This window comes from Pseudoalteromonas carrageenovora IAM 12662 (genome assembly GCF_900239935.1).
In the GTDB taxonomy this organism is placed as follows: domain Bacteria; phylum Pseudomonadota; class Gammaproteobacteria; order Enterobacterales; family Alteromonadaceae; genus Pseudoalteromonas; species Pseudoalteromonas carrageenovora.
The window spans coordinates 1,173,904-1,187,099 of sequence record NZ_LT965928.1; the positions used below are offsets into that span (position 1 = coordinate 1,173,904).

At 39.6% G+C, this 13,196-nt stretch carries 13 protein-coding genes; 6 read left to right on the plus strand and 7 right to left on the minus strand.

Annotated elements, in window-relative coordinates:
- Positions 1–5 precede the first annotated feature (5 nt).
- Positions 6–530 carry a CIA30 family protein gene (locus ALFOR1_RS05365; protein ID WP_104642296.1) on the minus strand — a complete coding sequence of 175 codons (525 nt, stop codon included), beginning with the start codon at positions 528–530 and terminating at the stop codon, positions 6–8.
- A gap of 65 nt (positions 531–595) precedes the next feature.
- Complete coding sequence (locus tag ALFOR1_RS05370; protein ID WP_104642297.1) at positions 596–1,384, minus strand: hypothetical protein; 789 nt, start codon at positions 1,382–1,384, stop codon at positions 596–598.
- Between the two features lie 226 nt (positions 1,385–1,610).
- On the opposite strand from ALFOR1_RS05370, the gene ALFOR1_RS05375 reads away from it, so the two are divergent.
- From ALFOR1_RS05375 to ALFOR1_RS05390, 4 genes are all read left to right on the plus strand, one after another.
- The gene (locus tag ALFOR1_RS05375) at positions 1,611–2,687 is read left to right on the plus strand and encodes an RDD family protein (RefSeq protein WP_104642298.1); all 1,077 of its coding nucleotides are present in this window, start codon (positions 1,611–1,613) and stop codon (positions 2,685–2,687) included.
- 25 nt (positions 2,688–2,712) lie between these two features.
- Entirely contained in the window at positions 2,713–3,564 is an 852-nt protein-coding gene (locus ALFOR1_RS05380) for an alpha/beta hydrolase (protein WP_104642299.1), read from the plus strand.
- Between the two features lie 87 nt (positions 3,565–3,651).
- On the plus strand, positions 3,652–4,101 hold the full coding sequence (locus ALFOR1_RS05385) for an ATPase (RefSeq protein WP_104642300.1): 450 nt from the start codon (positions 3,652–3,654) through the stop codon (positions 4,099–4,101).
- A gap of 37 nt (positions 4,102–4,138) precedes the next feature.
- Positions 4,139–4,483, plus strand: a complete 345-nt coding sequence (locus ALFOR1_RS05390) for a 2OG-Fe(II) oxygenase (protein ID WP_104642301.1) — start codon at positions 4,139–4,141, stop codon at positions 4,481–4,483.
- Positions 4,484–4,573: 90 nt separating this feature from the next.
- Here the strand turns inward: ALFOR1_RS05390 and lnt are convergent, their stop codons facing one another.
- From lnt to miaB, 5 genes are read right to left on the minus strand one after another with little or no spacing between them, the layout of a single operon-like run.
- Positions 4,574–6,124, minus strand: coding sequence for an apolipoprotein N-acyltransferase (gene lnt, locus ALFOR1_RS05395; RefSeq protein ID WP_173827043.1), 1,551 nt, complete (start codon positions 6,122–6,124; stop codon positions 4,574–4,576).
- Positions 6,105–6,989, minus strand: a complete 885-nt coding sequence (gene corC, locus ALFOR1_RS05400; RefSeq protein ID WP_058547447.1) for a CNNM family magnesium/cobalt transport protein CorC — start codon at positions 6,987–6,989, stop codon at positions 6,105–6,107. The genes lnt and corC overlap by 20 nt, the downstream gene beginning before the upstream one ends.
- 22 nt (positions 6,990–7,011) lie before the next feature.
- Positions 7,012–7,470, minus strand: a complete 459-nt coding sequence (gene ybeY / locus ALFOR1_RS05405) for an rRNA maturation RNase YbeY (protein ID WP_104642303.1) — start codon at positions 7,468–7,470, stop codon at positions 7,012–7,014.
- A gap of 4 nt (positions 7,471–7,474) precedes the next feature.
- On the minus strand, positions 7,475–8,533 hold the full coding sequence (locus tag ALFOR1_RS05410) for a PhoH family protein (RefSeq protein WP_104642304.1): 1,059 nt from the start codon (positions 8,531–8,533) through the stop codon (positions 7,475–7,477).
- Positions 8,534–8,587: 54 nt separating this feature from the next.
- Positions 8,588–10,036 (minus strand): tRNA (N6-isopentenyl adenosine(37)-C2)-methylthiotransferase MiaB, encoded by a 1,449-nt coding sequence (gene miaB, locus ALFOR1_RS05415; RefSeq protein WP_058547450.1) that lies wholly within the window; start codon positions 10,034–10,036, stop codon positions 8,588–8,590.
- A gap of 256 nt (positions 10,037–10,292) precedes the next feature.
- Between miaB and ALFOR1_RS05420 the strand changes: the two genes are divergently transcribed.
- Positions 10,293–11,462: an FAD-dependent monooxygenase gene (locus tag ALFOR1_RS05420; protein ID WP_227006920.1), complete on the plus strand. Its 1,170-nt coding sequence runs from the start codon at positions 10,293–10,295 to the stop codon at positions 11,460–11,462.
- A gap of 144 nt (positions 11,463–11,606) precedes the next feature.
- On the plus strand, positions 11,607–13,196 hold the full coding sequence (locus ALFOR1_RS05425) for a putative bifunctional diguanylate cyclase/phosphodiesterase (RefSeq protein ID WP_104642306.1): 1,590 nt from the start codon (positions 11,607–11,609) through the stop codon (positions 13,194–13,196).

The following is a 13,196-nucleotide window of genomic DNA, read 5'->3' on the forward strand; positions in this document are numbered from 1 at the left end:
ATAGGTTAGCTTTTAAACTCGATTTTGCTCACTTCAAGTTTAAAATTACCCTCTTGTTTACCTGCAATTAAAAAGCCTAGTTGTTTAACATCACTAAAATTAAAAGCTGGTTGTTGCTCAAGTACTCGCCCACGAAAAGTTAACGTAAAATCATCAGGAGTAAAGTGAATATCCATCCATTCATTTTTTGTTGTGCTAAATGAATGTGTATAGGCTGGGCCATCAAGGTAGCCGGATGTTCTGAGTCTTAGTTGATAGGTTTTTCCATCACCTTTAATGCGCAGCACTATCGCTTTAGAGTTCTGACCTTGCGCGTTAAGTTCGGTACGTATTGATGCAAAACCGCCGTTGTTTTCAAGCGATACATTCCCTTCAAATATTAAACTTTCAGCAGTTTGGTTTACTTGGCTATTTGATACCCCACCCATTACTGAGTCGTTTACTACATACCAATGTTGATTGGCATTAGCGTGGGTGGTTAAAAATAACGCATTAAATACAAAAAGTGATGAGAGCTGTACAGTGGTCATGGCAATTCCTAATAGCTTTAGATTATTAATACGACTAAACATATTTTTTGTTCACTTATTTAAAGCTAATTATTTTTTTTGCTCCATTTTTTCATGATTTTTTCAAACATGATTTCTTTATCTGTTTTATCTTCAGGGCAAGGTTTACCGCTACCTTGAGGCAAACCATTACTGCCAAATACGGTAGCGGTATCTATTAAATAACACTTACCATTAAATTTTTCTAATCGCTTTGTCCCTGTTGTATTTTGACTAATTACTTCTGACTTATCAGACTTCACTGGCGTTTTAATAGTGGGCTCGTTGTTTATTTCTTGATTTGTAGAGCCTTTATCCTCACCAAAGGTGATCATTTTTTTATGAGTCATATTATTTACGGGTGAGCCAAACACCGGTGCATAGGGGTTTAGCTTTTTAAATGTTTGAGGCGATGTTGCTGAAGGCTCTGAAGGTGGTTCTGCAGGCGCGGCTGGCTTGGGTTCAACAGGTTCAGTAGAGATATTTTTAAGCTCTGTTTGTGCTTTAGGTAACGTTGTGATTTTAGCTTGATTGTTTTGAGTCACCTTTACTTTGGCTTTTGTAGAACTTGTTTTGATAGGTGTAGCGTTAGAGCTCACTACATTTGAGGTATCTGATTTAGTATCTACAGGTTTTATTTTAGGTGCATTGGTTGTTGTAGCAACTGAGCTTGACTTAGGGTGGCTTGCTAAATTAACGGTTACATAGGCTTGTACTATTGCGCTATTTTCCTTTTGTGGCTGCGTAACTTTAATCGATTGTGAAAGCAAAAAGTACAACACAATAGTGTGTATACAAAAAGATATAGCCCACGGCCACGCTTTCCCTATATTCACATTACATCCTCAACTAAATAGTGCTGTTATGAGTAAACAAATCTTAATTAGTTCACCTTAAATTAAGGTGTTTTGCTAAATTGCACTGTTGTGAATGAAACACAACTTTTTGAAGGACGTAGTTCAAGTGATTTTTTTATGCATGTAAATCAATACCTTTAACTTGAGCTAAAAATAAAAAGCGCGTAAGTTAAATGGGTTACCCATTTTAATAACAAGTATAAAAATGAAAGCCAAAGAAATAGAACAATTAGCATTATCGGACTCTGAAACCAAAGACGTGATCACCCCATACGCCTTTAAAATTGACCAAGCATTATTAGGCATACCTTTAGCGACCCCTATTAAACGTGCAATGGCGATGATTATAGATGTCACTTTGATATTTATGGCCGCTAAGCTAAGCGCGACTTTAATTGCATTTGTAGCTGCGATGGCTTTTTATAAAGGCACTGCGCAGCAATACCTGCCAAAAATGTCATCGTTTTGGCGCAGAGCTCTAAAACTTTTTGCAGCGAGCTTTTTGTTTGTAAGCGCACTCACCGTGCTCTCATTAGCAATAGATTTTTTTGAAGACGATAACGCTATTCAAGGTATACAAATAGAAAAAACGCAGAAAAACGATGAGTTAAGTGAGCATGACAAATCAATAATACGCACATATTTAGCGCAAACAGGCGACGGTAAAAACTGCGATGATGTTTGCCAAAGCGCTGCTCGTGCTAATTTAGTTGGCCAATTACCAACGCTTGCTGAAATTGAAGATGTTGGCGGGATTGAAGTTACGCGCACGTTATTGCAGTTAATGGCTATTGATGATGAGCCTATAGCGGCAGATGATTTTAAAAATAATGATACAGAGCTAAAGAGCATTTCGGGCGAAGCTTCAGATGAAAGCAATATAGTTGAAAAAGCAGTCACTAAAAGCGAGAAAAGCAAACCTGTCACCAGCATTTTGCAGTGGGGCAAAGGCATTATTCAAGACCTAGGCCTTGGCTTTGGTTGGGCGGCCGTATACTTTACGTTGTTCTCGTTATTATGGCGCGGACAAACCCCAGGTAAAAAAGTATGTAATATTCGCGTAGTAGCACTTAGCGGTGAGCCATTAGGTTTATTAGATTGCTTTGGGCGCTACGGCGGCTATGGGGCTGGTTTTGCCACAGGTTTATTAGGCTTTTTACAAGTGTATTGGGATCCAAACAGGCAAGCTATTCAAGATAAAATATCAGCAACTGTGGTTATTCAAGGCAGTGTGAATCAAGTTGTAAATATGCGAACGGTAGAAGAGACTGTAAAAAGTTAATTTTGCTCTTATTACAAGGATGGTTATGAAAGCTTTATTAATTGTATTTATTAATCTGTATTTTATTACGGTTTCGTATGCGTCAGAAAATATTGTGTTAGCAAAAGCGCATCAAATTGAGTCTGTTATTTTAGATGAGCAACGCAGCTTTAGTGTTTATTTACCGCCAAGCTATAACAAAAATTCTAATAAAGTATATCCAGTTATTTACTTGCTCGATGGTGACCAAACACATCTAAAGGCTGTCGCTGGGCTAGTAGAGGCACTTAGTACTCAGCGGCTAGAGCAGCAAATACAACAAGCAATTATAGTAGCTATTCCTAATAGTAAAAATGCGATAAGAGAACGTGACTTTACCCCAACCAATGTCAATTGGACATTCAACGGTAAACTTCTAGAAAAGTTTGAAAATATTGGCAACGCCGCAAACTACAGCGCCTTTTTTGAAAAAGAACTCGTTCCACTCATTAATAAAAACTACCGAGCATCAACTAAACGCGTATTAATTGGCGAGTCTTTTGGTGGCCTGTTTGCTAGCTATGTATTGCTTACCAACCATGCGCTGTTTACAGACTACTTAATTATTGATGCAACTTACCTGTGGGATAACAACTTCCTAAACCGTTATTTTCATGAGAAGCAACTTAAAAATAAACCGCTTAACGGCAATGTGTATTTTACTTTTGCAAATAATGCTAAAGCATTTGGCGAAATTGGTGAAACAAATTACCAATGGGGATTAGCATTCGCTGAAAAGTTAAAAGCTCATTCAAGCGATAATCTAGTTATAAATCAACGTTACTTTGAAGATGAAACCCATGGCACAGTCGCTGCACTTAGTTGGTATTATGGGTTAAAAAGCTTATTAAATAGATAAACTTAACCCGTAAACTTGGTAAGAAAAAGAGTTACTTTGGGTATATTATTTACTAAATTCAGTGGTAAAAAATTAATAGGGAATTAAATGAGTACTAATTTTAATGAGATCATAAAAGGCTTTTTTTGGGGAGTAGGGTTTGTAATAGCAACACTCGGTGGTATTAGTGTATACGCGCTCACAATAGCTGCTGAAGTGGATAGTGGATTTAAAGAGCTGGTTTCTAATAAAGTCTTAGATAGCACGTCTGATTTAAGTAATGATTACAAACTTACTCTCTCTGATATTTTTAAAGAAAATGGGCGCGTAAGAATAACTGCAGAGTTAAAAAACATCTCTAACGAAAGCATATATGCTGGTGGCGTAATTGCATCTACATTTGATGAAAACGGTAAATTTGTTGGTAATTGTTCAGGTAAAAGCGATGACATATTTATAGAACCAAATAAAAGTAGCTATATTGATATTCACTGCAATCTACTAAGACCACAGGCGAGCAGAGTACACTCTGTAGAATTAAAGTTTAGCTGGCTTTAATCTTCTTTCTTAAGATTCTTTAGTGAAAACTTAGCTTATGGCAAATAGATTATTTAGTTGGCAACGGGGTCGGCAAGAGTCGGGTTACGATAAAATGTTATTGTGCTACATGCTTTTCCCTTTTAAATTGGATGCATACTTAATTAAATTCCCGCAGGGCAGTGAAATAAAGCCGCATACCGATGAAGTTAAAACTGGCAGGCACTTTAGGCTTAATGTTGTATTGAAGCATGCCGCTAGGGGTGGTGAGTTTATGTGTGAAAACCCAATTATAAATTACAGTCGAATTAAACTTTTCAGACCCGATATTGAGCGGCATCAAGTATTAAAAATAGAGCAAGGTACTCGCTATATTTTAAGCATAGGTTGGATCAAAAGGTAATTATTGTAAGTTGGGTAGAGCGAAGCGAAACCCAACTATAAACTCCTTTCTTTTTAATAGCTGTTTTTTTACACAGCTACCAACCCTATTTCATTTCCTAAACCTAACCCCAAATCCACCCACTCCCAGCAACACCACAAATCCCCATACAAACACATTGCCGTATTGACTGTACACGCTGTCGCCTTGTATAAGCTTTATATCGGCCTTCATGGTCGCAGCTTTAAACTGTGGCATGGTTTGTTGTGTGTGGCTTATTGGGTCGTATACGGCGCTTACACCATTGTTGGTAACGCGTACCAGTGGGCGCTGTAACTCTAATGCGCGCATGCGGGCTATTTGCATGTGTTGCAAAGGCCCAATAGAGTCGCCAAACCACGCGTCGTTACTTACCGTAAATAGCAGGTCTGAGTCGCTTTTGTAGTTACCGCGTACTAAATCGGCAAATACTATTTCGTAGCAAATGGCGGGTAGCAGGTTAAAGCCATTGGCACGCAAGTTGTTTTGTACTTTATCACCACGGGTAAACGACGACATAGGTAAATCAAATAGTGGTGCTATTGGACGCAGAAAGTCTTGAAACGGTACAAATTCGCCAATAGGGAGTAGCTGATGTTTACGATAGCGGTTTTTGTCTAAGTAGCGATAGTGGCCCTGCTCGTCGTTGTGCTCTTTATTGCCTACCACAATAAGTGTGTTGTAAATGGTTTTAGTATCGAGTTGGTAGTCAACAATACCGGTTACTAACGCGGTTTTATTAAACGATGCGGCCCGGTCTAAATTGGCTAAGTAGGTGTCGGCCAGCATTTCTATTTCGGGCACTGCGGCTTCAGGCCATACAATTAAGTCGGCATCCCAATGTGGGCGGGTTAAGTCTTGATACTTGCTCATGGTGGTCCAAAACTCACTAGGCTCAAAGCGCAGGTGCTGTTTTATATTACCTTGCACAAGTAATGTTGACATGTGTTTACCTGAATACTGATCTGAGCCTGTATTTAATGCGCTAACAACAAGTATTACAAAAGCAGCGGCGGTTGCTAATGGCGTTTTAAAATCTTTTTGAGTAAGCCTATAAAGTGCAAAAGCAATGGCTACGCAGGCAAGGGTTAAGCCAAACTCGCCAATGTAGGGAGCAAGTAATCTTAGTGGGCCATCGGTTTGCGTATAACCAAAGCTTAACCAAGGAAAGCCTGTTAATACGGTACCGCGTAAATACTCACTCATTGCAACGCTTACTATTAGTAATGCACCAAAGCTTTTATGGCCGCTTGCAAAGCGAGTTGCAGCCCAAAACGCAAGCGCCGGGAATAATGCTAAGTACGCGCATAAAAATGCCATTAATGAAAGTGAGGCAATAAGTGGCATGCCACCAAAAGTGGCTATTGATACATGCACCCAACTTATACCAGCACCAAACCAGCCTAAACCAAATATAAAACCATATTTAGCGGCAGTTTTAGCGTGTGCTTTACCTGTGTTGTTTGGATTAATGCAAAAAATAATGGCGGCAAGGCTAAAAAATACGATGGGCCAAATTTGAAAAGGGGCGTAGCCAAAAGTTAAAACTAGGCCCGCAATAAGTGCGAGCCATGCTTTTTTATCTTTTGCTAACAGGGTGAGTTTAGTTAGCAGAGTCTTCACTGTCGTTTTCATCAACCTTAGGTACGGTGACTTGCAGTTGTAAGATACGACGATTGTCAGAGTTGGTTACTTTAAACTGGTAACCTTCTATGTCTATTGTTTCACCGCGACTTGGCATATGGCCAAATGCGTGTAATACAGTGCCGCCAATGGTGTCGGCTTCGTCGGTGCTGTAACCTGTTTTAAAGTACTCGTTAAAGTCATCTACAGGGGTAAGCGCTTGTACTACGTATACGTGCTTAGCAAGCTGTCGAATATCTTGTTGATCTTCTTCTTCGTCGTGCTCATCTTCGATTTCGCCAACGATTATTTCAAGAATGTCTTCGATTGTTACAAGGCCCGATACACCGCCGTATTCGTCAATAACAATAGCCATGTGGTAGCGTTGCTGACGAAATTCGTTTAGTAGGGTATCTACGCGTTTACTCTCTGGTACTACCATGGCTGGGCGTAAATAATCGCGCAGTGATGGTAGGTGCTCGTCTTTATTTAAGATAAGCGGTAGCAAATCTTTAGCGAGCAATATCCCCTCTACGTGGTCTTTATCTTCACACACTACCGGAAAGCGTGAGTGAGTTGAGTCGACCATCATTGGGATGAGTTCTTCTAGTGGGCTATCTACCTCAAGGGTGATCATTTGTGAGCGCGGGATCATTATGTCACGCACTTTAAGCTTAGACACGCCAAGCACACCTTCAATCATCTCTTTGGTTTCTGGATCTATTACGTCACGCTCTTGCGCATCGGCTATTACTTCAACCAGCTCTTCTCTATTCTGGGGTTCCCCTTGCAACATTTGGGCTATGCGGCCCATCCACGTTTTGCCAGAAGAACCCTGGCTAGATTGCGAGTTATCGTCGCTCATTGCGTCTAATTGCTCCGTTAATTTAAATATCGTCTCGGTATGGGTCGGCTATGTTGAGCTCGCCAAGTAATTGCTTTTCTATACTTTCCATCTCGAGTGCGTCCTCACTCTTTATATGGTCAAATCCAAGTAAATGCAAGCATCCATGAATAACCATATGAGCAAAGTGGTCATGAAATGACTTCTCTTGCTCAATTGCTTCAGCCAAAACAATGGCTGGGCAAATAATTAAATCGCCGACAAGAGGAATGTCTATTCCTGGTGGCGCTTCAAATTCAAATGAGAGTACGTTGGTTGGTTTATTTTTACCGCGGTAATCGTTATTTAGCTGCTGCGATTGTGCTTCGTCGCTTATTACAATGCTGAGTTCAGACTCATCACGGTATTGGCTTAGGGCTTTGTCGGCCCACAGTGCAAATTGCGCTTCGCTTGGGAGATTGTCAAACTCACACGCTATTTGTAAATCAAGTTCGGTGCTCACGGTATTACTCTTTAGTAGAAGGTGGCTGTTGAGCGGCCAATAAGTCTTTGGCTTTTTGCTTTTCTATACGTTTAAGTCGCTCGTTTTCGTCGTTACGCTCGTAGGCTTCTACAATGCGGCCAACCACAGGATGGCGTACTATGTCGTGCGATTTAAAGTAGTTAAAGCTAATTTCTTCAACGCCGTCGAGTACTTCTATTGCGTGGCGAAGGCCTGAACGTGCACCACGAGGTAAATCTACTTGTGTTATATCGCCCGTAATAACCGCTTTAGAGTTAAAGCCTATACGGGTTAAAAACATTTTCATTTGCTCGGCGGTGGTGTTTTGGCTTTCATCTAAAATAATAAACGCATCATTTAGTGTACGACCACGCATGTAAGCAAGTGGTGCAATTTCAATAATGTGTTTTTCGATTAGTTTTTCTACTTTTTCAAAACCCAGCATTTCAAATAACGCGTCGTAAAGAGGGCGCAGGTATGGGTCTACTTTTTGGCTTAAGTCACCAGGTAAAAAACCTAACTTTTCACCGGCTTCTACTGCTGGGCGAGTAAGTAATATTCGGCGAATTTCTTGACGCTCTAGTGCATCTACCGCAGCGGCAACTGCAAGGTACGTTTTACCTGTACCAGCGGGGCCAATACCAAAAGTAATATCGTGATGTAAAATGTTAGCTACATATAAACCTTGGTTGTCGTTGCGCGGTTTAATTACGCCACGGCGGGTTTTAATGTACATTTCTTTGCCGTAAGCACTTTGTGGTACATCTTGCTCTAGGGCTTTTGATTCGGTAATGGCTAAATGTACGTTGTCGGGCTCTATTTCACCAATTTCACCACGAACAGGTTGAGTACTCACGTATAAGTCTTTTAAGATTTCTACGGCTGCAGCGCTTGAATGCAGTTTACCTGTTACTTTAAAAAAGTTGTCGCGGTGGATAATTTCAACACCTAGGCGGCGTTCAATTCGTTTGATGTTTTCGTCAAACGGGCCACATAAAGAAGAAAGGCGTTTGTTGTCGGCAGGTTCTAAATAAATCTCTAACGTTTTTAACTGATTACTCAAAATTACTTCCTATTCGGGTGCGCCAGTGCGTACTGGCGCAATGAATTTATGCAACTAAGGTACGAAAGTAGCTACGCCAATTTCGTTTGTTGTTTCAATTTTTGGCTCAACGCTTGCAGCTTTAGTTAAAATAGCCGAAGGCGCAATTTCACGTCGTAAGTTCATTTCTGATTCTGTACGAATTAAATCACCACGTAAAGAGTTTGGTAGTGCTTCGGTAATACGTACATCAACAAACTGTCCGATCACTGTGTGTGGGCCAACAAAGTTAACTACACGGTTGTTTTCGGTACGGCCACGTAATTCCATTGGGTTCTTTTTAGAAGGACCTTCAACTAAAATACGTTGCTCTGTATCAAACATTTGGCGGCTAATTTGTTGCGCCATTTGTGTAATGCGGTTTTGTAGTAGGTATAAGCGCTCTTTTTTCTCTTGCTCTGTTACGTCATCTGGCAAGTCAGCCGCTGGTGTACCCGGGCGTGCACTGTAAATAAAGCTAAAGCTCATATCAAAACCAATATCGTTAATTAGGTTCATAGTGGCTTCAAAGTCTGTTTTGCTTTCACCTGGGAAACCAATAATGAAATCTGACGACATGCTTAAGTTAGGGCGAATTTTACGTAACTTACGAATAGTTGATTTGTATTCAATTGCTGTGTGGCCGCGCTTCATTAAATTAAGAATGCGATCTGAACCACTTTGCACTGGTAAGTGTAAGTGATCGACAAGCTCTGGCACATCAGCGTATACGTCGATGATGTCTGGCGTAAATTCTACTGGGTGCGATGTGGTATAACGAATACGGTCAATACCGTCAATTGCGGCGATTAAACGAATTAAATCTGAGAAATAGCAAATGTCGCCATCGTGAGTATCACCACGGTATGCATTTACGTTTTGACCTAGAAGGTTTACTTCACGTACGCCTTGCTCAGCAAGTTGTGCTACTTCTAGTAGTACGTCATCTACTGGGCGGCTAACTTCTTCACCACGGGTGTAAGGTACAACACAAAAAGTACAGTACTTAGAACACCCTTCCATAATTGATACAAATGCAGAAGGGCCTTCGGCTTTTGGCTCTGGTAAACGGTCAAACTTTTCAATCTCTGGGAACGAAATATCAACAACCGATGAGCCTTTATCGCCTTGCACTTGCTTAATCATTTCTGGTAAACGGTGCAGTGTTTGTGGGCCAAAAATAACATCGACAAATGGCGCACGCTGGCGAATAGAATCACCTTCTTGTGAGGCAACACAACCACCAACACCAATAATTAAATCTGGCTTGTCGTCTTTTAATAATTTCCAACGACCTAATTGGTGAAATACTTTTTCTTGCGCTTTTTCACGAATCGAACAGGTGTTAAGTAATATTACGTCGGCATCTGTTGCATCTTCAGTTAGCTGGTAGCCGTTGGTAGCATCTAGAAGTTCAGCCATTTTCTGAGAGTCATACTCGTTCATCTGACAACCCCAGGTTTTGATATGCAGCTTTTTGCTCATTGAAATATAGCCTCGTGTTCAATTCGGTAGTGGCACAAAAATGTGCTTAAATCAGGATTAAGGAGCAAGGTTGCTCACTTAAAGGACGCGTATTTTAGCTGGATACCCGCCCAGCCTCAAGTATAGTTTTTATGTTTGTGATCTTAAATCAATGCAGAGCCAGTTTAATAGCTTGATAGTTATATACTCTCGCACTAAAGCAGCGAGTTACGGTACAATAAAAATAGATTCACGTATTAACAAAATGATGAAAAACATGACTCAAAATAAAGCGATAGTTGTTGGTGGTGGCATGGTTGGAGCCGCTATGGCCATTAGGTTAGCACAGCAAGGAAAGTCGGTACGCATTATAGAAAAGCATATAATTGATGCCGATAATATTTTAGCAAGCGATACCGTAGACATACGCGTATCGGCTATTAATCGTTTTTCAGAAAATTTGCTTGATGAATTAGGTGCTATGCCTATTTTAAGGCAAACTCGCCTAGCACCTTATAAACAACTAGAAGCATTTGAGCGTGGTGGCGATAACCTTTTATTTGATTGCGCCGATATTAATACCTCACATTTAGGCCACCTAATCGAAAACAGCCTTATTCAAGCAAGCTTGTGGAAGCAGTTTACTCATTACAATATAGAAGTTATTGAGCAATCAGCTTCTGTGAGTGCTATTGAACAGAATATTGACTCTATAACACTTGCATACGGCGACACACGCTATAATGCTGATTTAGTGATTGCAGCTGACGGCGGGCAATCGCAACTACGTGCAAAAGCTAATATTGGTGTAACCGGCTGGCAGTATCAACAACATTGTATGGGTGTACTTATAAAACTTAATGCGCCACAGCAAGTAAAAACATGGCAACAGTTTACGCCCACCGGGCCTTTAGCGTTTTTACCTATGCAGGCCCCATACGCTAATTTAATTTGGTATGACGACGCTAATACATTACAACACTTTAAAGGGTTAGCACCTGAACAAATTAAAACGCATATTTTAAATAAGTTTCCCACACTTGCAGGCGACTTTGACGTGCAAAGCCATGCGATATTTCCGCTTACCCGACAACATGCTAATAACTACTCGCAAGGGCGGTTAGTGTTAGTTGGCGATGCTGCGCACACTATTAACCCGCTTGCAGGGCAGGGTGTTAATTTAGGCTTTCAGGACGTTGTAGCACTTGCACAGGCGCTTGATGGCGTTGATGATATTGGTTGCCCGTTAAAACTTAAAGAGTATGAGCGTAGCCGCCGTAAAGCTAATCTATTAATGATGAGTATGATGGATGCGTGTTACTTTGGTTTTTCTAATCAAATTACACCACTTAAATGGGCGCGAAGCCAGTTTTTGAAAATGGCTAATAACACCGGCCCTTTAAAAAACTGGGTTTTAAAATACGCAATTAGCGGCGAGCTTGGTTAAATCTCTATACGCACATTACACCTAATGTGCGTATTTCTGTCTTTATTTAACTTCTCAAAATAATTACAAATTACTGTTAATTTATTTCGTTATTACATTTATTTGCCATACTCAATTTATAATTAAATAAAAAAATGAGTTGTTGTGGGAAATCTTTTTGTTTACCTAATTACTATAGGGGTTGTACTACTTACTCTTAGTATTTTGCCTACCTTACAAATTTGTAAAAAAACAAAGAGAGTGTCGTGGGTTTTACTACTTTTTTTAATTGTTGGCTTTATTTTAGGTTACTGGTGGATTTTATATTACTTTGTTAATAACCCATCGAGCGATTTTGTTGCCAGTAGTATTGCACTAATTTTATGTGGTGGTGGGGCATTTGTATTTTTAGTTATTAAACTCAGCTTAAAAAGCATTATTAAAATAGATGAGTATGCAGAGCATCAACGCTTTTTAGCAGAGCATGACCATTTAACTACCCTTCCTAATCGTAAAAAATTCTTTCAAATATTAAATCGCCAAATTAAGTACAAAGACCCTTTTACGCTGCTGTTAATCGATCTAAATAACTTTAAAAAGATTAATGATTTATACGGTAATAAGTTTGGCGATATTTTACTTAGCGTGTTTGCTAAAACAATGAGCCAAAATTTAAGTGGTATTGCAAAACTCTACCGTATTGGGGGAGATGAGTTTGCACTAATAGTAGAGACTTCATCTTTTGATAATTTTGAAGCATGTATAAATGCTATTAATAAATCTATTAAATCACCCTTTGTTATTTATGAGCATAATTTAAGAATAAAACTAACAATAGGGGCAAGTCTTTATTTACAAGACTCTTTACATGCAAATGAGCTATTCACTCAAGCTAACCTAGCATTACATGAAGCTAAAAATACACAGCAGCCTTATGTCTCGTATCAAAAAGAGCTTGGTAAGCGAGCTAATGATTTACGGGACATGAGCTCTAAAATTAAACGCGCTATTAACGAGCAAGAGTTTGAGCTGTACTTACAACCTATATTTGAAGCTGACTCAGAGGATATGCATGGCGCTGAGGTACTTATTCGCTGGCCTCAAAGTGATGGCTCTTTTATTAGCCTTGAGCTATTTATTGGTATTGCAGAGCAAAGCGGGCTTATTTTGGGTATTTCTAAATGGGTTGTACTTGAAATAATTAATCATTTAAAAAAATTAAAGAGTGCCGGCTTTATTGGCGCATTGCACGTAAACCTATCAACTAAAGATTTAGAAAGCCCCGAGTTTTATGAGTTTATGGAAACCTTATTAGCGGATGATCCAAGTTTAAGTGATTTTATTATGTTTGAAATTACTGAGCGAGCCATGATGACCAACTTACCTGCAGCACAAACCATGATGCAAAAACTAAATAGCAGGGGCTTTGAATTTAGCGTTGATGATTTTGGAACTGGGTTTTCTTCATTGGTATTATTACGAGAGTTACCAATAAGCCAAATTAAAATAGATCAATCATTTATAAAAGATATGCTGACACAAATAGCCGATTACGCCATTGTGGAGTCTACTTTGTTTTTAGCAACGCGATTAAATTGTAAGGTGGTTGCCGAAGGCATAGAAAACGAAGACGTACAGCAGGCATTAACAGCAATGAGTTGTGACTATTTACAAGGATATTATTACAGTAAACCAGTAATAATTGATGATTTTATAAATAAGTATTTAAATGAAGATAAGTACAGAATAATTTAG